The sequence below is a fragment of the Microvirga aerophila genome, assembly GCF_003332305.1.
Lineage (GTDB): Bacteria > Pseudomonadota > Alphaproteobacteria > Rhizobiales > Beijerinckiaceae > Microvirga > Microvirga aerophila.
In genome coordinates this window covers 83,521-106,409 of sequence record NZ_QOIO01000003.1, presented here as the reverse complement: position 1 = coordinate 106,409, position 22,889 = coordinate 83,521, and the positions used below count along the sequence as shown (strand labels likewise).

Genomic DNA, 22,889 nt, shown 5'->3' with positions numbered 1-22,889 from the left:
GATTAAGTTATGACTCGGACCCTCGCCTGTGGGATTGAGGTTTTTGAAGAACAATGGGACGTAATAAAGCATCTGATTGAGAACCCGGTGACAGTGGTTAGTGCAGGTGCCGGTTCAGGAAAGACGTACACAACAGTCGCGTCGGTGCTAGAATTGATAGAGACGCGACGAGCGCAGGCTGACCAGTTCATCCTGATCACTTTTACAAGGAAAGCTGCCAACGAACTTAAGAATCGATTGCAGGAAGCGATGTCTAAACGGGCATCGAGTTTAAGCGACGCTGATCAGCGTGGATTTTGGGAGGAGCAGCGTGAGCGCATTACAGCCGCTTACATTGGAACAATCCATGGATTTTGCCGGAGCATTCTCGAGCTATACGGGTATTCGATCGGGATTGCTCGCGAAGCCTCAGTTAGCACAGCGCAACAGTTGCTATCGCAAGCCATAACCGAAACTGTCGAGGCACTCGCTACTCGGGATGACGATCCACTCTCACCGCTTACGTTTCCTGGCGGATGGGAGGAATATCAATTGCGCAAGCGCCTCACAGAGATTTTCACGAAATCGCGGAATCAGGGCATCAGCGCGCAGGCTCTTCTCCAGGCCACAGAGCGCCAGCCAGATGAGGAGAGCAAGCGCTATAGAGTTAGAATTGCGCAAATAGTTCTTGAAGTTGAGGAGCACTACGAAACGGCTTGTCGTAATCTCCAGCAGTTAGACGCCGCAGCATTGCTTATCAAGGCCGCTCAGTTGCTGACGACGTGCGAGGATGATCGAATATCGAAACAGATAGCTGAGCGCTTCCGGTTCTTCTTCATTGATGAATTTCAAGATACAAGCGAGACACAACTGGTCATCGCGAGGGCGCTCTCACGGTACATAAAGACACTCGTAGTTGGCGATAGAAAACAGGCAATCTATGCATTTACCGGAGCCGATGTAGCGTTGATCGATCGCTTCGCTGAGGAGAACAGCACACAACCGCTGTCCCTTAGACTGTCCGGGCGCCCAACCAAGCCTTTGTTAGCCATACAGAACGTTTTGTTCGAGAGCATGCGCAGGAACTTTCGAGCTCTAGGAGATCCACTGCTCCCAAGAGATACGAGCCCTGAACCTAAAGATAAGCTGCCACCCTTTGTGATCTTTTCAGCTCCGGCAGACGACAGAGATCGCCTGTTGCGACTGGCCATCCGCATCAAGGGTATGATTGGCACCGAGATTGACCGCGAGGATGTACCCGACAGAAAAATTGCGGAAGGACACATCGCGGTATTAACTCGGACTAACGAAGAGGTCGCAGAGTGCGTTGCAGCGTTACGCAACGTTGGAGTCGATGCTAGGGCTGATAGTGGAACACCGTTCTTCCACCGACCGGAAGTCGTTGCGATGTACCGGTTTCTACATTTCCTTGTCCGCTATCCCGACGATGCCGCCTTGGTTGAGGCACTTGCAACACCGCATTTTTCGGAGGTTGATATTAATGATCGGGAAGCGCACCTGCTCGCTTATGGACACCAACGTGGAACTCCGCTGACAGACGCTTTGAGCGCGCGTCATACTGACCTCCACAAAACCATTATGGATCTTCGCTTTGCTGCACGTACTGCGACGGTGCCTCAGTTTCTCGGTGCAGTTGAACGTGCTTTTGGTCTAAAGGATCACTACAGAGAGTTAGGTCTCAGCGATGCGGCACTAGCTCTCGATCGTTTACGCGACTATGCGCGAACACTTTTCGATGATGATGAAGCTCTAACTCTTCGGACCTTTATCAGCATCCTACGCAGAGATATTGAGAATGATCGCGACCTTCCGGAAGCTGATGATCCTGCAGCAGGCGACCCGTCATTTGTCCGCGTGATGACAATACACCGTGCAAAAGGCCTCGAGTTCCCGATCGTGGTGATCCCCGAAATTCATCAGAACCGCCGTGGTAACTCAAGACCATCGTCATTGGTCGATCCAGATCATGGTCTTGAAGTGAGCGTCCAAGGCGCGCCGATCGATACTTTATCGCAAGGGTTCAGAAGGCAATCCGCCGCCGCTTTGCAGCATTCACTGGAAGAGGAAATGCGCCTGTTCTATGTCGCCGTGACTAGAGCCGAACATTTGGTCATCATGTTCGGGAGCGATATGACGGATCCGGCGCCTTTCCCCCCGCGGAGAACTTATAGTTGGCAGGACGAGGTCATCCGCGCCCGGAGTACACTTGAACGTCTCGGGGCATGGTTCGGCTCGGTTGATCGCCGCTCTCCAAACTAAAATCGTCGGAACGCTCAACTTTGCTCGTGGCGCAGAAACTCGCTCTCGCGCTGTAGCCCCTTCAGTACAGCTTCCATGTCCTACTACCGATATTCTGGCGTTACTCCAGGTTATCTAGAACGGCCCGAAGAATGCTCGCCGTACCCTTGCCAAGTGCCCAGACGGGTTCACTTGGACTGGCCCCCTTCACGCAGTAAAAGGCTTGATGACTGCTGCTTTTCCAGGCGAACACAAATAGGTCAGCCGCTCTTGCGAGACTCGTGAGTTTAGCGGTGCATACGAGATCGGAATTTACCTCAACACGGCAACCGGGGAACATCATCTCGAGAGCCTGTTTCGCTCTGCTGCCTGCAGCCTCCTCAAGTGTGTAGATGCCGAGCGTTTTGCCGTCCAGAGTCGGAAGCGTGGGTCGGGAGGTGTCCTCATCACTCACGCGCTTCAGCGAAACAATTGCTTCGTGGCTAATGCCGTAATCTTTGGCCACAAATTCAATTGGCAGCAGGTCCTGAGGCCCTAGCCGATGTGCGAAGGCTTGCGCTTGGCCAAGCACCTTCAGAAATAACTGGAGCCGGGCATTGTGCCCAGCGTCGGAGGGGCACGGTGCGACAGCGAGCGCTTCGCAGACATCAAGGCTCCAGGGCAAATGCGTGTAAGATCCGACGCGGCTCTGAACGTCTTCCAGATCAGCGATGACAGACACATAGTCGTCTGCTGACAAACCAAAGCTCAGCAAGGAGTTCAGGAGTTGCGCTAGGAGGTCTAGGTCAGTGCGCGATAGAGATTCGCCCATCGCGATCAGGACAAACAGGACGGCGGCTATCGGCTTCACCCCGGGCGCAGTCTGAGCCGCTGATGGGAAGAAGGCCGCGAAAATCTGTGGGACCGACCGGCGAACGACTGCTTCGGCCTCCCCGCTGAGATTCCCGAGTGTGTCAGCAAAAGCCTTTGATAAGTGCTGGCTCTCCTGAAAAGGCGCAATGTCCCAACTGGTCGCTGCCGCCTGGACGGACCTCTCGGCGTCGGCGGGGTCCGTCCCGCGCTTTAACTGCTCAGCCCAACGCGTCCAGGGACTCGACGCTGAATTGACGTCCGAAGTCTCAGATACGTCAGGAGTTGATGTACGCAGATCGGATATTCTCTGCTGGACCGGCGGCGGGAGAGTTGCAATGAGTTCGCTGTCGGCACCATCCACCGCAGCTCGGAGCCGCCGCGTCGCCTCCTCAGTACCGATGAACAATACGCAGGACAGAAGCCGGGTGATCGATCTGCGGCTGAGCGGAAGAGCGAGATACAGCTCGAACGCGCGATCATACTGCGCGTCGTCGAATGCCTCATCAGCATTTGCCTCGCTCGTAGCAGGCGCCGTTGACGCATTAGCGGCGCTCACGGCAGCCTGCATCAGAACCGATCCATGCTCCCTTTCCGGCAATAGTGCTACCAAATCGCCGATGATCTGCGGATTTGGTCGGGGTTGAAGGAGTTCGTAAAGGAGGAAAGCTTTAACGACATGGGGAATCCGGATTCCCCGCCGCGAAGCGAATAAGCGTGGATAGCGCTTAGCAATATGCTGGTCGAACGCCTGGCGCGTGGCGGCAAAATCCCCGGTTGCCTCCACCTCATCAACGTAGGTGCGAAAAAGCGCCTCGATGATGTCAGCGAGGGTCTGCGGTGGCAGGGCCAAGTCTGACATCGTTAGAATCAGCCAATGATCGCGTGCGACCTGTGGCCAAAGGCCGAGTCCCGCTTTGAGGCGGATATCAAGGTAGCGGAGGTTCTCCTCGTTGAGCCGGCCAGTTTCCCGCAATTCAACTATCAATTCCTCGGCACGGGTTTCGTCCCGCGCCAGGAGTGCCCGCTCAAAATCGGCCCGTATGCTCCCAACAGGCCGAGTGCTACGCCTAAGAATGGCTGGGCGTCTGCGCAGTAATGCACCGTAGTCCGCAACGCGTGCAGCAATCCTGCCATTAGCAGCAGCATCGGACCCCGCGAAGCGATAGACGGTCCCGCTGAAACGAGCACGCATGGCGCCCGCCATAGGGTCCTTGCCTCCCGCTGGCACCAACTCGAAAACATTCAGGTAGGTTGGCCCGAGCCAGGCTTGCAGCTCTTCCCCGAGCTCATAGCCACCCCGTGGGCCTGGAGTAGTGGCGTACCAACCGGTGACAGCGTGAGGCACAGTCCGAGCGAACGGGAGAATGATCGGCACGTTACTCTCTCCCTTCAGCAGGGGTTGGAGCCACAGCCGGATCTGCTCGATCACATCGGCAGGGGCGGATCCGTCGACGATTGCTTCCCATCCAAGTGCGTTCGGCGCGGCAAAAAACGCTCCAAGCCAGGCAGTTTCTGGTTCGGGCAGAGCGTGGATCATGTGCCACTCTCAACATAGGACTCGAAGTTGAGCCGAGCTTCGGCTAGCGTCTTGGGAGTTGTGTCGTAGACAACCACCTCATCGTTGAGTTCGAGGCCGTTGTACGTAAGATTCATTGAGCCCGTCAGGAGCCCGCGTTTCAGAAGCACCCCCTTGGTGTGAAGGTGTTGCCGGCGCACGATTGTGAGTTTGTCGCGCACACCAGCCTCGTCAGTCGCTTCGCCAATTGCGTCAATCAGGGTATCATTGTGCGCATCGAAACTGGTCGCGATCCCGAGCGGCGTCCCTCGCACGATCAAGTCCGTAACAACTTCGACAAGTCGGACTTCGCGTATGCCCCATTCCGGATTGATCGACCCGAAGCCGCCGGCTCGGTTGTCGAAAAGAACGATGTTGCTAATCCATGGACTCACAAACCAAACGCGATCGCCTCCAGGCGCCAGCAGTTCGCCCAGCAGCATGAGTTGCAACAACTCGCGGACAAGGTTCTGGCTCGTCACTGCGCTCTTAAAAATGCGGCGCGACTCGAAGCTCATTGGATTGCCTCCGCGATGTCAACATCAACGTGGAACCTGTCAGTGACACGGCGAACCGCCTGGATCCGAGCGAAGACAGAAAGATAGTTTGTCTGAACCGGGTTAGTCGCAAGAAAGCTGAAAGCGTCGGCGAGAACAGAAGCTGCCGTCATAGGGCATGATAAGGTAACTGCGCCGGTGCGCGCGAGTTGATCGAGGCACTGGTCGCGCCATGCGGGGTCGCACAAATCGACTAGTGCGGCCCCTTCTTTGAGATACGCGTTGACTAGTAGTGTCTCGGGCGAGGGCAGGTCGGCAAAAGGCGAGTAGAGGCGGAGGCCCGATTGCCGAATATGGGCACCGCGGGGCCACAACAGGCCATACACGACGCCGAACCGCCACTGGTCGGGGTTAACCGTTGGCGCTTCGATTCCGGCCAATCCGAGCGCCGCATCGATGTCGCTGCTGCGTGCTAACCGATAAGCGAGCACCCGCGCATCGAGTTCGACCCCAAGCCGTTCTTCTTGCTGGCTCCACATCCGGATAGCGTCAAGGAAAAAGGAGTCGCTCTCTGGTCCCGAACCGGGTCGCAGCACACGATTGGCAAGCGCGACCATGAATGCATGGAAGGTGATAAAGCCCTCCTCTGCCAAGCTTTGTCGGAGCGCGGTAAAAGTACGGTGGCTTTCGTCGGCGCCGTAGGCGTCACGAAAAGCGCGCGTCGCAACACCAATCTCACTGTTGCTATCGCCCTCAACGACATTCTCAAGGAAACGGCGCAGCTGGAAATCGCTCAAGGAAAAGTCATTGTCGCGCAGCGCACCTGTCATGAGGCTGAAGAAGCGGCGTGGATCCTCCGAATACTGGCGCAGAACCTCCTCAATATGCCCGTTGCTGCCTGGCGTCAGTTCGCTGATCCATATCTCAGTCTCCCGATCGCCCTCCAGCACATCTTCCTCGCTGCGGGGTCCGGCATCAACGTCGACGACAAGGCTCTCGCCGTCGATCTCTGGGCAAGTACTCAGGATTGCATTGAACGCAGCGGCGCCGGCCGTGGTGGCGAAACGCTCACGCAACCACGGTTCCCAATTTGCATCGATCGGAGTCCAGAGGACAGCAGCCAAGCTAAGCAGGCCCGCATTGACCTGCGCATCGCCGAGATATCCTGCGAGCTCCTGTCTGAGCTTATCCTGGACATTGCCCTGGCCGTCAGCGTCGTCGACGACGGGTGACTGGAACAAGACGTTCAGCGTTTGCTCGAGGTTAAGGTCGGCTTTACCGTTAGTAAGATTGTCTGCAGCCTGCTTTAGACTGATCAACTTGGCAATCGCCTCGTTGCTGAGTGTGGCAAGCAGGAGATGGGCCAACCACTCCCGTGCGAATGGGTTGTCGACGGCGCGGAGATAGGGTCCATAAATTGCCTCGTGATGGAAGCGCGCCGTTCTCATTGCGCGGTAACGTTGACTGGTTTCCTCGCCGAGATCCGACCACAATGCTTCTGGGAAACGTAACCTGATGCACAGTGCATCAACCGCAAGGCTGAAGCCAAGCGCCGCTGCCGTGCCGTTGACCTCAAAACTGAAGTCCTTGTTCAGCGAACTCCCGTCCCGAAAGCGGAGCACGGCATCACTGCCGAGTGCCATGCGCCTGGCCTCGATCGGGTTCATGCCCTGGTGGGTGAAAAATCGGACATCGGCGACAAGATTGGTCCAGGGACTTCCGCGTGGTGGATCAAGAATGAGGCCGGGGTCACGCGCGACGAGCTGCGTGCGCCATTTGAGACGTGCGTTTGACGTATCGATTACATTTGCAGGCGGTTGCTGCACGTTGATGACCCGAGGACGAAACACCGGCAGGCAGCATGGTCCGGCCTCGCTGTGGATCATCCAGTTGCCGAGACGATCGGTTTGCAGACTGGGCGCGAGCGGAACGGTCTGCGCCCGGTTCTGGTCAAGTGGGGGACAAAGCCAATGGCGCTCGAACGCATGACTGATGCCATAGCGTCGCGACACCCGGCCTGGGGCGAACTCACGCATCGCCTGAGTGATAGGCATGGTAACCCCTTCAGGCGTCTCACTGCCCGGTCGAGGCAGAACAATATTCACCTCGGGTAAATTTAGGTCGCTAAAGAGGTTGGCGGGTGCAAACTCGGGAAGCGGCGAGTTTGATATGTGGTAGTCCTCGCCAGTGCGGCCAGAGGCAGACCAACCGCTCTCAAGGCGCCTGAGCGCCGTCGGGAGGACCTGAGTCAGCAGCGGCCGTGGATGATCCCATAGCAGGAGCCGCACCTCATCCTCGTTGATGCGCAGCGCTTGCCCAAGATAGGTGGCAAAGCGCTCCTGCTCAGCGGGAACGCTGATGATGCGCTTGATTTCATCTGCCAAGACTCGCTGACGCTCGCGCTGACTCGAATGCTCAACTGGGCCAGCCAAGTTGGCCCAGACGCTGCCACGCTTAACTGGCCCGATCGCTTGGCTCAAGTAGTCGAGAGTGGCATAGACAGCCTGCATGCGACGGACATGACGATTTCCAGTCGGAAGAGTACGGAGCGGAAGTTCAGGATCGAACAGCATGTCGTATCCCTGATAGGCGAGACGGTCACGGCCATAATCAGAGAGAACGACGATGGTCCAGGGTCGCATGCGCCGTGACCGACCCGCCCGCCCTTTCCGCTGGAGAAATTGTGCAATGTCGCGGGGCGCCTTGTGCTGGATGACACCCCCCACCTTTGAATCGTTAAACCCCACCTCAAGCGAAGCGGTGGCGACGACGATATCGAGATTATTGCCCACGCCCGGATCCATCGACATGACGCGGCCGACCGCCTTGCGGTCTTGAGCCTGAAGGCTGTGGCCGATTGCGACCGCAGCCTCCCAATCTTGACCGTGGATCTTTCGATGCTGGCTCGGCAGGGGGCGACGCAGGGCGGCCAAGCCACCGGTGCGATGCCTAATCATGTCGAACACGCCATCGCTCTTCCGGCCCTCAGCGTCAAGCATCGCGAAATACATGCGGTTGGTAACGTCAATATCGTCGGTGAAGAGAAATACTCGCTCACCCAGAACGCCTCCGCTCTTCCGTGTGTCCGGTGCATCTAGCACGCGCGACAGCAGCATCGTGGTCTGGATAGTGGTTGACAGAAGAGCGGTGCGGGACACCGGATCGCCGCGCAGTGCAAGGAGATACTCGGCGCCCTCGGCGATCATGTCACGGCTGCGTGGCGTGACCTCAAGTGATACCTGTTCGGAGAGGCCCGTTAAACGAGCAAAGAAACGTGCCCCATCTTTAAGCGTCGCCGATAAGCCAACGAAGCTGACAGGCCTGCGCAGCATCCATCGCCAGCGGCGGAGGAGAAATGCGACCTGAGCGCCTGAACTGCCAGAATAGGTGTGAACCTCGTCAAGCAGCATCATCTCGACGGGACGCTCGGCCCTGTCGCCAATTCCGAAGAGATGACGGAAGCGATTGTCCCCGATCCGCTGGTTCAGCATTTCGGTTGTCGTGAACAGAATGTCGGGACTTTCGGCTTCGAGGCGCCGCCGGGTGAGAATAACTTCATCATTGTCGACCACGTGTCCGCAAGCGAGACACGATAATCTCTCACGACCTGCCTTTCGGTCGGACTCGCGCCAAACCAGATCGCCATCACAGCCATTGCATGGGCAGCGCAGATACTCGCAGATCAGGCCAGCGGAATGAGTTCGCCAACCGCTGCGGGCCTGGTGCGCCGTATCAGCATCGTTCGGTGTCGGACCGAAGAACGTTCCGATCAGGATCTTGCGGCGGCCCTTTGCGGCCAGTGTAGCGTCGAGCCGTCGCGCTTGGCTATAAACTTCGGAGAACTGGTCCTTGAGCAGTTCATTGCGTGGGTACAGTGCAAGGACCTTGACCCATCGACTGTCTGCGGCGGCGTGTTGAATGTTGGAGGCTATACGCGATAACGCAGGCAAATAGAAAGCGAGTGTCTTGCCACTGCCGGTCCCAGCGCTCACCAGGGTAGCCAAAGACCGAGGGCTCTCGAACCCACTAAGGATGCGGCGCGCGGCGTTGACCTGGAACTGGGCAAGGGCGAAGCTGGGCCCGTAGCTCTCGATCAATGCCTTTATGGCCACGCGGGCTGCCGTATCAGGCGTGGCGGTGCTGATCGATGCGAGGGCTGCCTCGGCATCGATATCGCGCCTGGGGTACCGACGTCGGCGCCAAAGGAAGCGGAAGTCCGCGACGAGCGTCGGCGCAGTCTGCCACCCTGTCGGTCCATTGTGTTTGGTGAACAACTGGCGCAATCGGAAGAACAGTCGGACAGCCTCGGCCATTCGCGAACGGAAGCGGGTGCCCTTTTCGTCGCCTACATCGAACAGGAGCGCCCGTGACTTGAGCGCGTCAATGACCTCAGCTGCACTTTGGAAGCTCACGGTCGCGCCAAAATGCGGGTCATCTAAAAGTCCATCGATAATCCCATGGAGCTCCTCGCCCGACACAAAGCCGTCGACGAGTCCCCAGGTCAGCAGCCGCGCCTCTCGTTGTTCAACCCTGTCGAGCGCGGCCAGAAGAAAGTCATCACCGCTTGGCATCACCGGTTCCATGCCCATACGCGGTAGCTGTCGAGTGCACTGTTAGCCTTCAACCAGCTTTGCACGGTGTCGGTGAGCAGGGCTAGAGGCGCACCACCCGTCTGGACGGCCTCAAGAAACGCTTTGACCTCGGCGGGTACGTCGAAGTCAAACGATTTTGCTGTCGCCGCCAGTTCGGCCGCGAGCCTCTTGATGCGCGTGACCGTCGCGGCATCCTGGGGCAGTGTGTCAAAGGCAACGCGGAATTCCTGATAAAGAGTCTCGTAGCGTTTGAAGGCGGTCATATTGTTATTAGTCATTGCAAGGCGTGATCTGATGACGGATGGGTTATCACCGCCAAAGAGTTCTTGGCGGTAAGCTCGCCACCCGGCCGATGTCGCCTTCGCGACATCATTTGAGGCAGCCTCGATATCCTCGAGCAGTTGGGTCCAATGGCGTCCTTTCTTGAGCGTGGCTGCCTTCTTTTCAGCCATAAACCTCTCAAGCAAGACCGCGGCCCGTTTCTGCCCAGCGCTGAGCGATGCTGGCTGTTCGACAGTAATGCCTGCGGCAGTGAGAACTGCCCGCTGATCAAGATGCCTCTTGAGCCTGACAACTGGCGTGGCGAGTTCAGACCTAAGATCATCAAGGAGACCGGCTTCAGCGACATTGGATCCCAACTCGTCGAGACGAGCCAATCGGATCCTAAGTGCCTTTGCTCGAGACGGCAGGGACCTCGTCATGTCGCGGCCTCCGTTGCTACGAGGCCGGCATCGAGAAGGATATTGAAGAGACCGGCGATCTCACCAGCTATTGCACCTGGGTCAGCCTGTTTGCGGGAGGCTTCCTCCTGTACCACCCGGGGTTCCGCAAGGGTGAGGATCTCGTCGGCAGCATGCAGGAATGACATCGTTCGCTGAATTAGACCGAGGTCGATCGACCCGAGGGCATTCAGGAGTTTCGGAATCTGCTCGCGGTCGGCTTCGTCGACAATCGTGGTGGTCTTTCCGACGAGGTCCACAATAGGGCTTGACTGAAACTCAGTCAGCCGCGAATCGAATTCCACGACTTTCATCGTTGCTCCCCTCGGCCAGGTGCCGGTTTTCTGAAGCATGAGAATGATCTCGCGCAGGTCGTTGACGAACTCGGTTTTATCCAGCTTCTCGTCAATGAAGTCGCCGATCTCGTCCTTGAACGCTCGCAATTTCGCTATAACGGGCTGAAGCCGTGCCCAGATCCGAACCTCGCTGATAGTTGGGAGAAAAGTACGGACGTGTTCGGGCAGGCCTTCCGGTACAGGTCCGGCTGCCGGAACGTCCGCCCCTAATGCTTCCAACAAGCGGACCGTATCGATTGCAAATGGCTTGTTGCCTGTCCCCTGGAAGCTGGCAACCCGCTCCAACAACAACGTTTGCAATAGGTCCCGTGCGCGCTGGTCATTAATATTTCCCAGTACCTGCCCACGCAACTGGTCCCAATTCTCTTCGAATGTTTGGGCGCCCATCACGGGCACCGGTGCAAACAGGCCACGGAGGAGACCATCGGTTCCCGACAGCCGAAGCGGGGGAGACAGACCGGCGACTCGAGCCTGGATCATCAGGGCTCGACCGAGCACTGCCGTTTGGGTCTGGGCCTGCTCCGTCAACAGCGGTGTCAGCTGCCTGAGCAGAGAGTCAATGATCGCCGCACTTGCGCAATAGTCGACATCGGCCTCGGGATATGCCCAGCGGCAATCGTTGATGCCAAAGCGGAGTGCACCGAGCAAGCCTTCGCGGATGGTTCCATCCTCGTCCTCATGCGAGTCGCATACAATGAGCACGCGACCACCGGTTGGATTGCTTCGGGCATTGGCGATCGAGAGCCAAGTGGGCTTGATCTCTTGAACGGGTATTCGCAAGCTTGCCCAGTTTATGGTGCTCTCGAGCATCTTGGCGAGCACACTCCTGATCTCACGTGCCTCTGCTTGAACAAGCTGGGCTCCGGCAGCCCATGCGTCGAGCCGCGCAGACCACTCGGCGATGCGGGGATCCTGTGGCGGCGGGGCCACTCCACTTGAGGGATGACCGTCAATGCTTTCGTCTGGTGTCAGCGCGCTAGCGGCTGCGGCTGCGGGCGTCGGCTTCTCGGGTTTTGGAGCATACTTGATGTTCGCGAGATCACCCGGAGTCGGCAGAGAGAATGCGGTAAAGATCGCGGGGGCTAGGTGAGATAGCGCGGCTTGGTCCGGCGCATTGCCACCCCAGATCGCCAACAGAGTTCCAAGCCTCCGCTTGACGGCGTCCGGTTGACTGGCCTGGCGAATCCAGCCCGCGAGGAAGCCGTTAGGCCTGATGCCCTGTAGATCAGCAGGTGGGAAATTGCCGCTTAGATAGGCGGACCGCATTAGCAACGTGCTACGCAGGATCTCGTTGATCACGCGGCGCGGGTTGAAGACAAGACGGCCGCCCTCGGTGAGATGGCGCTGCACCATTTGATCAATGGCTGCCCGATTGAATGGGAAGAGCGCGGAGCCGCGGCTCGAAAAGCCAAAAGCATTGAGGACCGCTGTCTCGTCGTCTGCTTGGCTCTCATCGTGCCAGGTTGGGAGCCAATCAGTTACCAATCCACTTGTCGCCCAGCTGTCGTAGCGCCTGCGAAGCCCCTCTGCCCCCCACCGGGCAGCATTTAGGTAAGCGCCGACCATGTCAACAACGCTCGACTTGATTTCGTTATCAGTCTGCTGCCGATTGCCGACAATCCAGACGCGCTGCGCACGGGTAAGGATCGTATCGCGTGATACGAGGTAACCATCGGTCAGCGCAAGCGCAGTCCGCATTGTGGCGCGCACCTTGCGGCCCTCGTATTCTCCTTCTTGGATGCAGACTTTCAGAAGCACATCCTGAATGCCCGCTAGTGCAGCGAAATCCTCAACAAGAAGGACTAGATCCTTGCCGTCCTCGAACAGTATCTCGCGCACGCCTAGGATGATGTCCTGAAGCGTCATACCGCCCGTGCTCTGCTCAAGCTGAAAGACATTGCCGATTGCGGTGTCGACGACAGAGTTGAGAAGGTCGACTGCAGCCTGACGGCGGCTAGTATCACTTACTGCCAACTGAGATTGGTAGTAACTTCTCACGGCAAACGCCGCGTCATTGAGGTTCACGTCGTCGGGCAAGATCAGATCTTCGCCCGAGAACTGCGACTGCGTCTCGTCGCCCTCGTTCTCTCCAGATCGCCCCTGCAGTGCCCTCGCCACAACCCGCGACAACACTTTGTCGACAAAATGTTCCGCAAGGGCCGCATCGGAGAATAGCGTTGGAAGGGACTTCGCGTGCCCCATAAGGGGTCGTAGTTCAGGAGCACGATCCTTGTGTTCGCGTGCTTCGTTGGACAACTGCTCAAAGCGTATGGCTAGTGCGTTTTCTAGCTGCGCCCGAAAAAGAACAACCGCCTGCCTCTTATCGACCTCGGCAACTGCCCGCGTCAGCGCCTCGCGGGGCTTCGCATAGCGCGGGTCCCCTGCGAGCGGCTCAAGAATCAGCTCGACGACCCTCCGTAAGCTCGCGCTTTTGGGAACGCGGATAATGTGAAGCTTCTCTCGCTTCGGAGAGCGCCGCAACTGCGCGTCAAGCCACCGGACGATATGTGATTTACCAGCTCCCGACGGGCCGGTGATTGGAACCAGCAAATAACCGCCAGGCACATTGTCGCTCAGGAAGGCGTCAAGAAGATCCTGCTCGTTCGCTGCGTTTTCGATATTCGTGCCAGCATTTCGTGTGGTCAGGTGCGAAGGCTGATGAACAGCCAACAGGACTGAAACATCTGCAGTTTCAGCCTCGTTCTTGATGCAGGCGTTGACCTGCTGCGCCTCAGGCCAATAACTCTCGAGCATCAACTGGCCCTCTTTGCGTACTTGAGGCTGACATGAGTGATGTCTCGCCATTGCCTTTGATCGTAGCCGGTCAACGTCACACTGCCCTCCGCGTCACTCCTTTGCTCGACCAGAATATAACCCTCCCGATCGAGTCTCTGGATGGCACGTGACAGCGATGTCGAGATCAGGCCCGGACGCATCCGGAACCAGGCCGCATCTTTCAACGCACCCTCCACCTCGGCACGATACAAGCCCCCGTCCATGACAGGCAGTACCGCGGCGACCCGCTCGACAAAGGCTGGAGCTGTCAACTGTTGGTTGGGTCCAAATATTTCAGCTAGGCTGTCGCGTACAGCAACAGTTGGATCGATCGTCCAGGGGGTTCCATGACGCGCAAAGCCGAGGTACACCATCCAGGTGCGCAGTCCGTTCCAGCGCGTGTTGTTTTGCACTATTGGACGGCCGCGGTCGATCAATTGGTGCGCCTCAAGTTCCGCGAGTCTGTCGACCGTCGTATCGATCGTATAAACGTCCTGTGCAAGCATCCAGGCGATGCCGCGCGACAGGTCGGCGCTCTTCGACTCTTCGCTCTCCCATAAACGAGCATTATTCTGGGGCGCAAGCGCAATAGTCCGGACAATCCTGGGAAGCCGGTCTTCTACATCGTCAGCGGACTTGTTGAGCGCCGATCGAAAGGGCTCGCACATGACAACCATGCCGCCGTCGGTCCCAAAGAGCCCTAGTTCGGTCCATCGATTCAAAGTTCGTGTGAGATGCCCAGGATCAACACCTTGGACGTCTCCGCCGCAGGCCGCGAGAAGTTCCTCACGCGGGTGTGGCCCAAACCGTATGAGGGCCCGCGCCAGCACGATCAAAACGTTAAACAGTCCGTCACTGGCTTGGTTGAGAACACTCATGTTCGGGCTCCGAGCTTAAATACATCCAACGGAAGAAGATTGGATCCGGAGTCACACAGCCGTCGTCCTGGGTGCCATGGGTCGCGGGTTGAGGCTGGCGCTAGAATGACGTGTAACGGCCGGCTCATGTTGAAGAAATATTGTGGAGGACTTTGCCCACTGATGTCCGTCCAAACGGTAGCGCGCGGCAGTCCATACGTGGAGGGTTGGCGCCTCTCCTCTTCAATACCTTGAAGTAACAGGATCCCTCCCGCGGCATGGCGATGCAGGTGTGACAGCCCCGCGTTCGCCGCTCTGAAATGGGCCGACACGGCAACCTCAGCGATGCCGAACATTGCGACGAGATCGGTCAGAACTGACAGGATCAGCCCGTTATCGAGTGGCTCGGGAAGCGGCAGTACAATCGGAGCGCGAACATCGAGGTGTGGAAAGCGGGCGTGCCATAAGGTCGTGTCGGTGGTGGCGACCCGTTCGATTCCGAAGGCAGGGGGTTCGGCATAAGCGGTCTCAACCTGTCCACGAACTCTGTGGTCAGAACATCCACCACAGGCGCGGGATACAATTACAGATCGGCCGGGTGCATGGCTGCGGTAGAGGTGGTCGAGAAGGCTAGAAATCTCGACGGTGCCACTCAAAAGTCTAGCGAGCAGCATCCGGTTGTCAGACGCTGCCTCGAAGGAGCGCATGCGCTCTTCCCTAATCGCTCGATCAAAGATCTCGCGATTCTGATGGCCGTACTCAATAACACGAACCACCGTCTGCCGAAAATACTCGGTCCAGAGTTCGTCGCTGCGCAGGTCGAAGGCCGAGGTTGTCTCGTTCTCTTGCTGTGCAATGCGTACTGGCGGCAGCGACTCGAGTTCAAGCATATTGGCGCGCGCCATCATGATAAGCGTGCGCATGTTCCAGGACTCGTTGTAATCGGACTCCTGCCGCAGCCTTGGAGGAACGATGCTAAGGTCGAGCTGCAGCAACTGTCCGAGCGGGTCAAGTCGCTCCGCATGTGCGAACATTGCAGTCCAGCGTTCGAACGCGAGATCCTCGCTGATAAGCGCTGGTGAGCCGATCTGGTTGGCAGTCTCCTGATCCTCTTTCGAATAAATGAGGAACGACGCCGCAGCGCAGCCATCCCGGCCGCCACGGCCTACCTCCTGATAAAAGCGATCGAGCGTTTCTGGAACGGCGGCATGCACAATCGTTCGAACATCACGTTTGTCAATTCCGACGCCGAAGGCCGAAGTTGCAACGATCCCATCGAGTTGATTGTCTGACCAAGCGTTGATGATCCGGAGTCTATCAGCATGACCCGTCTCACCGTGGAAGCAGTCGAGACGTCCAAAACCAGCAGTCTTGAGCATCTTGAACCAGCGCTCCGCGTCACTCCGCTTTGTTAAGTACAAGATAAATGGCCGTGGAGCGTGCCGCAGGACTTCGAGGACCTTCCGTTCCTTAAGGGGCGCGTCGTCTTCCCGATGTACCCAGTACTGAGGTTCCGGCCGCAGGTGGACGGATGAAACCATCTGCACGGTTCGCGTTGGGCCGAAAAGCGCATCGATTGTGTTGATCGTATCCGGCGTGAGGGTCGCTGACATCAGCAAGGTTTTAAACGGAGCACTCGGGCATGCGCTCAACAGGCCGCGCCGCACACCGGCGAGCATCTGAAAGGCCGGCCGGAAGCCATCACCCCACTGACTCACGAGATGTGCCTCATCGACGATTAAATATGCGAGCAAGCCCGCGCGCGCGCAATCGTAGAGCGCGGGTAGCAGTGCACCCGTTACTGCCTCAGGCGAACAATATAGGATTCCCTGGCGGCCTTCGCGGATTGCAGCCTTTATGGTAACGCGCTCGTCGGCCGTCAGCCCAGCATGCCACGCCAATGGTGGGATCTCTCGATGCGGATAGCGGCGCTTGAGCAATCGAGACATCTGGCGCGCCTGATCGAGCACGAGTGCTGTCGTGGGAACCACACACACCGTGAGGCCGCCCTCGAGCCCGCGCACGAGCACGGGCGCTTGCGCAACAAAGCTCTTGCCCGATCCCGTCGGCAGTGCAACGATCAGCGTTTCCCCGCCTGGGAGAAGGAAAGCACTACGCACAGCTTCGCGCTGTCCGGGCGATACATAGGCCTCGAACCCGCTTGCCTCACCGAGGAATGGATCTATGGGACGATACCAGTCGAGGCGCACATTGGCTTCGGCGAAGACATCCTCAAATACAGGAGTATCCGTGGCTGCAAGCCATTCAGGTTGCCAAGGCAAGGCCTCTATCACGTGTAGCCCGTCAAATTCACTGTGAGCTCGGACGCCGAAAAGGCTCCACTGTTCGCGACTCGGCCAAGAAGCGGTTGTCGGAACCCGCAGCCGTGCCAACTGTCCGGAGCGAAGTGAGTGGCGACGCAAGACGTGGCGAATCAGCGGGATGAAATCGGTTGCATGCACAAGACGGCGCTCCTGCTGGGACATCAGCAGGATCTGCCCCAGGCGCGCAAATACCCCATCCTCGCTGGCACTTGGGATTGCGCTACCCGGCAGATTGGCGAGGATTTCCTGAAGTACCGCAAAGTCAAGCACTGCCACTAGGTGCTCCCACTAATGGCAATGGTTGCCGCTTGATTATTGCTTAGGAATACAGCGCCAATCGTGTCGACGCGAACATGGGGCGCTCGAATACCATCACGAAGGGCCGCAGACAAAGCTTCCTCGAACAGCAGTTCGCTATGCTCGGGGGTATCGCCGATAGCGTCATTTTGGATGCGGGCGCGCAATTGACCGAGTCGGCCGTGGTCAACAGTTGCCGCGCGTCGCTCGGCCATAGCGAGTTTGTCTGTAAGGTCACCCTGAATACGCAGTGCCACTTCGGCCTCGATACGGGCTTTGCTGCAAAACTCGGACCAGTAGTCGAGCTCTGGGATATTCAGTCGGCGGACGCTTTCCCACCGCCGGGCATTCAGGTTGAAGTCTCGTCCACCGGCATCCTGTGGCTCGGGCACATATGGTCGGGTTAGCACTTCGAGGAGCGCCGGGTCCTCGACTGGCTCAAACTCCTGAGTGAGCCAGACCGTCTTAAAAAATGGCGGCAGCGCCATATCACCGCGGCGCCTTATTGCCGCCGTCGATGCTGATTGATTGCGCCCAAAGCGGTCGAGCACATTGTGGGCAAGTTCGAGATCAGCTTCGACCACGAAATCGAACCTTAGGAAAATGTCGGCACTCTGATGAGACTTGTAGCCGGGCACGAAGCGCCACATCGCAAAGGACCGCCCACGGTCATCGGCCTCAGTAATCGCGGTCATACCGGCAATGAACGGATCACCATAGCGCAAGAGTCCGACACCCGCATTACGTGCGCCTCGGGTCAGGGCGGTGCGGCGCCGAAACGTATACGGAATGGTTCGTATAGCCCGGGCCCGATGCGAGTTCGAGACGACGTCGAGTGAAGGTTCACAATGCTCCATGACCGTTGCAAGGGGAATTAGTGTGTGCCGACTCGAAGTCGAGTAGTGGTAACGAAATGGCGTAGCATCGCTGACGTCCAGTGATCCCACAGTTCGATCTTCTGCGCGGACGAACTGCAGGGTTCGCTCGAGCCAGACTGTGGTATCGGCGGCGATCGAACGCCAGTCATCATCGATATCTGAGAGATCGTCGAGGAGTTGTGTCGGCGGCATGCCCAAGGCGTCAAGGGCATCCTGCTGGTCGATGTTGCGAATCTCGCGCTCAATGATCCCCTGCTCTCCGGCACTCTCTCTGGTTAGGTCGGCAAGCGCTTCGGATCCATCAGAGAAAAGCGCAGAAGACAGGCCACGTATGGTGTCATCAATCAGGTACTGGAGACTTGCGACCGAGCGACTGAAGACCCGCAGGCCTGTGCTCAGATAGCCTGTCCAGGCACCGCCGAGCGGATCATCGTTGCATTGGAGGACCAGAGACAGAACCGGATCCCCTGACCCGTAGCGGTCGGCGCGCCCCAAACGTTGCTCGATGCGATTGGGGTTGAACGGAACATCATAATGGACAACGATTTTCCTTCCGCCCTGAAGGTTCAGCCCCTCCTCAGCGCGGCGGTCACAGACAAGAATAGCGTGAGTTGGATCATCGTTGAAGACGAGCCAGCTGTCATCATCTGGGCTGTGCCGGTCGACAATCTTATTCAGACGATCTGCCAAGAATTTCGCTAATGCATCTGCGGTTTTTGGGTCGGAGCAGAAGATTACGCACTGGGCTTTGCGGGAGAGCAAAGGCGGAAGGGCATCAGCTAAAGCTGTCGCGCGGTCCTGGAACAGCCCCGGTCGCGCCAATAACCTCTCAATCCGGCCAAACCTCTCAGCGTCACCGATGAGTGCGGGGCGGCGAGCTAGAAAACCAATTCCCCCGCTGCCGGAGATTGGATAATGAGACGCTCGGTCTAGCACCTGCCAGAACGCGCGCACACGATCCGACCAAACCTTACCGCTCTGGTCGTCTCCGAGATGAGAGACCTCGGCGAAACGCCAATCATCCATGGCAGCCGTCAATGCTGCCATGTCAGGAGAAGAATATTCGATGATCTGGACACCTGACCTGTCTGGTGTGAGACCGCCAATGCTGCGCCGACGGTGGCGTAGGATGCGTCGATGGAGCCGGTAGACTTCACTCAGATGGGCATGAACCCGCCCGATGGCTTCGATCAACCCCGGGTCGTCTTCCCCAGGCATCTGGTCAATCACGGCGTGAAGCGCAGAGGCATGTTCCTGCATCAGCCCATCGTTTGGGAAAAGGTGGGCCAGTTGATCGATCGTATAATCGAGGTAAAGCACGTTCTCTGGTGTGAGTCCGGCGACGATCTCGGCTAGCACCTGACGCGCTTCGATCTTGCGGCGGAACGCGGCTTCCCCGTCGAGAGGATAGGTCTTCGCATCAAGAAGGTGCAGCATTCGTAGGAAGCCTCGCTCATTGTGCAGTGCGGGCGTAGCAGAGAGGAGTAGGATCCGCTCGATTTCAGAAACTGCTGCGGCAATCTCGTGGTAGATGCCCTGGTCTCCAGTCGACCTCATATCAGTCAGGTGATGCGCTTCGTCGATCACCAGCATCGTCGCCTTACCGATCAGTGATCGGATGCGGTCGGCATCTCCATGAGCAATGACGTGAACCCGTTTGTCCAAACTGTGCTCAAGGAAGAATTTGCTTGAAAGCTCAGAACGCCACTGCGCGATAAGAGGCTCAGGAACGAGTACGAGAATCCAGGCATCGTCGGCTGAGTCGAGAACGCATTGCCGGATGAGCACCCCGGCTTCGATGGTTTTGCCGAGCCCGACCTCATCCGCAAGGAGGTAGCGCTGGACTGGATCCTGCAGAATGCGCCGAACCACCTCAATCTGGTGCGCTTCGAGCTCTACTGCAGACGAGAGCAGCGCGGACATGCCCATAGAAGCTGCGCGCTGAGCAATGAGCGAGCGCATGAACGCGCTTCTTCCATCAGAGAAGCGGGGGCTCTCATTGATTTTATTCGCAAGAAATGGCGTTGGGTCAGCAATGGGCACTGACCAACGCACGAAGACATCGCTCACGTCTAGATGCTTGGTCACGCCGTTGGGAAACCGGACTAATTGGCGATCGCCCTGATCGTCGAGAATACGCCCGATCTCCCAAGCGCCCACAGAATTATAGTGGTAAACACGTGTCTGCTCGGGCAGAGTTATTGCTTCTAAGTGGACGACCTCAATCTCGTGGACGACAGGTGCAGAGGTAGGCGCATCAAAATACTCGACTGCGCAGTGCTCGCCTAGCCTCTTGATTATCTTGCCTACCCCAAGTGATGCCCAGTTGCCGCCATTTGCCCTTACAAGCACGAATTGCCCCCGCAGTGCTCCACTGCCCCTTTTTCGGCTCAGCGTAGAGGAAAGGATGAGAATTCCAAGGGGAATGCACCACGTCTAGGGACTCCTGAATGTCCATGTGGCGCCGGGGACACAACCAATAGGTGATTGTAGCACAGATGTTCTGGTGAACCGAGCTCCTATAAACGCTATGTCGTTATAATAGACCAGGTTATTTTGCCTGTGTAAGTAATGTCATTGCGGCTATGATACTGTTGCCGGGATGTCGTTTCACTGTAGTGAACAACGGAGTTCGAGATCAGTCCGCCTCTTTATGCCGGCTGAAAGCCGATTCGAGCGTCCCGCTCGCGGAGCAGCCAAATCACCGGCAAAGCGAGAAGCACCATCCAACTCTTGCCCAGAACTTGGCCGACCAAGAAGGACAGGTCTCCAAATGCTAGCCATAGGAACAGGACACTGTCGACCACGAGCCCTATTGCGCTGCTGGCGGCTACAGCCAACACGAGGCCACGGCGCTGCAGCGGCGTGTAAACGGCAAAATCCGCCAGTTCTGAGATCAGGAACGCCAGACCGGAGGCGACCACGAGCGCCGGCGGTGCCAGCAGGGCCGACAACACCGCACCCACCAGCACTGCTCCGAGCGTCCACACCTTACCAAGCCTGCGCTGCACGAGGTCTCTCAGCACCAAAGCCAGTCCGACCATCAAAACGCCACTCGGTGCCAAAATTCCTGGCGCGACTGGCAACAGGCATGGACTGCTTGGAGGGCACACTGTCCCGATATGGCCAATGAACCAGTTGGCGGCTGGAATGCATGCGGCAAATGCTGCCAAAAATACATAGCCTTCGACTCTACGCCGAGCTTCCAAATTCATTGAGAGACTCCTTCTTGGACAGACGCTACGCCCCATTGCTCATAACCTGCTGCGCGCAACTCACAGGCCGGACATTCACCACATCCATACCCCCAGTCATGCAGGTCGCCCCGGTCGCCGCGGTAGCAAGTATGTGTCTCGGTTCGCACGATCTCGACCAAAGCGTCACCCCCAAGCTCCTGTGCGAGTTCCCAGGTCTCGGCCTTGTTGATCCACATGAGAGGGGTATGCAGGACGAAGCGGCGATCCATGCCGAGGTTGAGTGCCAACTGCATGGCTTTGACGGTGTCATCCCGGCAATCAGGGTAGCCGGAAAAATCCGTCTCGCACATGCCGCCGACGATATGCTTCAGGCCACGGCGGTAGGCGAGGGCCGCCGCGAACGTGAGAAAGATGAGATTGCGCCCTGGCACAAAGGTGTTGGGGAGGCCATCATTCCCCATGGCGATTTCGACGTCTTGGGTGAGGCTCGTGTTCGAGATCTCTTTGAGAGCATCGATCCGAATCGTATGGTCTTCTCCGATCCGACCTGCCCATTGGGGAAACTCACGGGCAAGGCGGTCGCGAATCGTTTTGCGGCACTCAAGTTCGACAATGTGCCGCTGACCGTAATCATACCCCACTGTCTCAACGGTCTCGAACCGATCTAAGGCCCAGGCTAAGCACGTGGTCGAGTCTTGCCCACCCGAGAATAAGACGAGAGCGCCATGCGTCACAGCCGGTTCTCCCCATTGAGTGGACCGAGATAGCCGCACATATCGCCGCTGCTGTCGCGGTATATGGTGACCCGAGCCAACCCGGTGCACGTTGGCGCAACCTTTCGCCAAATCCACGCCGACAGATTTTCCATGGTTGCAGGCCCCAGATCCTGAACCTCGTCCAAGAACCGGTGGTCGAGTCCGTCGCGCGCCTCATCAAGCGCCCGTTCGAACAGACCTAAGTCTACCACCATGCCAGTTGAGAGATCCGGAACGCCGCGGACCGTCACCTCAGCCCGATAGGAGTGACCATGGATGCGCCGACTGGGTTCAGCGTCAATTGTCCGCTGAAGCGTGTGAGCAGCCTCGAACCAAAACTGTTTGCTCAGCCCAAACATTTACGGAATCCCAATAAGTTTGTGGGTTTGCAAGCTCAATCTCCAACGGGGATTCTGCAGGCAGTACTCGACCGCAGCCACTGTATTTGCCTCACGCCTTGGTCCATCCATGGGCTGCAACCAAAAGTGCTCGAACGCCAAGCCGGCCACGGTGGCAGGGTCAAGTCCGACCTGAGGGTAGACGAGCTTGAGTTCGTTGCCGCGGGATTGGCGCAGGGGAGCGCCGGCTTTGGGGCTGACACAGACCCAGTCCAACCCTGGCTGGGCCTCGACCGTCCCATTAGTTTCAACCGCAACCTCGAAACCACGCCTTCGCACAGCCTCGATTAGGAATTGATCGAGTTGGAGCAGCGGTTCCCCCCCGGTGAAAACAACAAACCGCTGGCGCCCCGCTCCTGCCCAGGCATCCTCTATCGCCTGGGCCAAGGCTTCCGCTGACTGGAACCGCCCTCCTCCGACCCCATCTGTTCCAACAAAGTCGGTATCACAGAACTGGCATATGGCTCGGCTGCGGTCGTCCTCCCGCCCAGACCAGAGGTTACAACCGGAAAACCGGCAAAACACAGCCGCTCGCCCAGCCTGCGCTCCTTCGCCTTGTAACGTCTTGAAGACCTCTTTGACTGTGTAAGCCATCGGTT

The 22,889-nt window shown here is 57.8% G+C and carries 13 protein-coding genes; 1 reads left to right on the top strand and 12 read right to left on the bottom strand.

Going from position 1 to position 22,889, the window contains the following annotated elements; genetic code table 11:
• Positions 1 to 9 precede the first annotated feature (9 nt).
• A complete protein-coding gene (locus DRB19_RS02885; protein WP_114184525.1) occupies positions 10 to 2,259 on the top strand; it encodes a UvrD-helicase domain-containing protein in 2,250 nt (749 codons plus the stop codon).
• Between the two features lie 100 nt (positions 2,260 to 2,359).
• Here DRB19_RS02885 and dpdD read toward each other — a convergent pair whose 3' ends face one another.
• The 12 genes from dpdD to queE form a co-directional block, all read right to left on the bottom strand.
• Complete coding sequence (dpdD, locus tag DRB19_RS02880; protein WP_114184524.1) at positions 2,360 to 4,627, bottom strand: protein DpdD; 2,268 nt, start codon at positions 4,625 to 4,627, stop codon at positions 2,360 to 2,362.
• Positions 4,624 to 5,163, bottom strand: coding sequence for a phospholipase D-like domain-containing protein DpdK (gene dpdK / locus DRB19_RS02875; protein ID WP_114184523.1), 540 nt, complete (start codon positions 5,161 to 5,163; stop codon positions 4,624 to 4,626). Before dpdK ends, dpdD begins: the two co-directional genes overlap by 4 nt.
• Entirely contained in the window at positions 5,160 to 9,713 is a 4,554-nt protein-coding gene (gene dpdJ / locus DRB19_RS02870; protein ID WP_162815566.1) for a protein DpdJ, read from the bottom strand. Before dpdJ ends, dpdK begins: the two co-directional genes overlap by 4 nt.
• The gene (locus tag DRB19_RS02865) at positions 9,713 to 10,390 is read right to left on the bottom strand and encodes a hypothetical protein (RefSeq protein WP_162815565.1); all 678 of its coding nucleotides are present in this window, start codon (positions 10,388 to 10,390) and stop codon (positions 9,713 to 9,715) included. Before DRB19_RS02865 ends, dpdJ begins: the two co-directional genes overlap by 1 nt.
• Positions 10,391 to 10,431: 41 nt before the next feature.
• Complete coding sequence (gene dpdH, locus DRB19_RS02860; RefSeq protein ID WP_114184520.1) at positions 10,432 to 13,563, bottom strand: protein DpdH; 3,132 nt, start codon at positions 13,561 to 13,563, stop codon at positions 10,432 to 10,434.
• Positions 13,563 to 14,462 carry a protein DpdG gene (dpdG, locus tag DRB19_RS02855; protein WP_114184519.1) on the bottom strand — a complete coding sequence of 300 codons (900 nt, stop codon included), beginning with the start codon at positions 14,460 to 14,462 and terminating at the stop codon, positions 13,563 to 13,565. The genes dpdH and dpdG overlap by 1 nt, the downstream gene beginning before the upstream one ends.
• On the bottom strand, positions 14,459 to 17,041 hold the full coding sequence (dpdF, locus tag DRB19_RS02850; RefSeq protein WP_114184518.1) for a protein DpdF: 2,583 nt from the start codon (positions 17,039 to 17,041) through the stop codon (positions 14,459 to 14,461). Before dpdF ends, dpdG begins: the two co-directional genes overlap by 4 nt.
• Entirely contained in the window at positions 17,041 to 20,292 is a 3,252-nt protein-coding gene (gene dpdE / locus DRB19_RS02845) for a protein DpdE (protein ID WP_114184517.1), read from the bottom strand. The genes dpdF and dpdE overlap by 1 nt, the downstream gene beginning before the upstream one ends.
• Positions 20,293 to 20,591: 299 nt before the next feature.
• Positions 20,592 to 20,951 carry a VUT family protein gene (locus DRB19_RS30995; RefSeq protein ID WP_245439244.1) on the bottom strand — a complete coding sequence of 120 codons (360 nt, stop codon included), beginning with the start codon at positions 20,949 to 20,951 and terminating at the stop codon, positions 20,592 to 20,594.
• Positions 20,952 to 21,151: 200 nt separating this feature from the next.
• On the bottom strand, positions 21,152 to 21,871 hold the full coding sequence (gene queC, locus DRB19_RS02835; protein ID WP_114184515.1) for a 7-cyano-7-deazaguanine synthase QueC: 720 nt from the start codon (positions 21,869 to 21,871) through the stop codon (positions 21,152 to 21,154).
• Positions 21,868 to 22,251, bottom strand: a complete 384-nt coding sequence (locus DRB19_RS02830) for a 6-pyruvoyl trahydropterin synthase family protein (protein WP_114184514.1) — start codon at positions 22,249 to 22,251, stop codon at positions 21,868 to 21,870. The genes queC and DRB19_RS02830 overlap by 4 nt, the downstream gene beginning before the upstream one ends.
• Complete coding sequence (queE, locus tag DRB19_RS02825) at positions 22,252 to 22,884, bottom strand: 7-carboxy-7-deazaguanine synthase (protein WP_114184513.1); 633 nt, start codon at positions 22,882 to 22,884, stop codon at positions 22,252 to 22,254.
• Positions 22,885 to 22,889: the final 5 nt, after the last annotated feature.

Coding starts and splice junctions, on each gene's coding strand:
- DRB19_RS02885 (WP_114184525.1), top strand. CDS start 10: ATGACTCGGACCCTCGCCTGTGGGATTGAGGTTTTTGAAGAACAATGG.
- dpdD (WP_114184524.1), bottom strand. CDS start 4,627: ATGATCCACGCTCTGCCCGAACCAGAAACTGCCTGGCTTGGAGCGTTT.
- dpdK (WP_114184523.1), bottom strand. CDS start 5,163: ATGAGCTTCGAGTCGCGCCGCATTTTTAAGAGCGCAGTGACGAGCCAG.
- dpdJ (WP_162815566.1), bottom strand. CDS start 9,713: ATGCCAAGCGGTGATGACTTTCTTCTGGCCGCGCTCGACAGGGTTGAA.
- dpdH (WP_114184520.1), bottom strand. CDS start 13,563: ATGCTCGAGAGTTATTGGCCTGAGGCGCAGCAGGTCAACGCCTGCATC.
- dpdG (WP_114184519.1), bottom strand. CDS start 14,462: ATGAGTGTTCTCAACCAAGCCAGTGACGGACTGTTTAACGTTTTGATC.
- DRB19_RS02830 (WP_114184514.1), bottom strand. CDS start 22,251: ATGTTTGGGCTGAGCAAACAGTTTTGGTTCGAGGCTGCTCACACGCTT.
- queE (WP_114184513.1), bottom strand. CDS start 22,884: ATGGCTTACACAGTCAAAGAGGTCTTCAAGACGTTACAAGGCGAAGGA.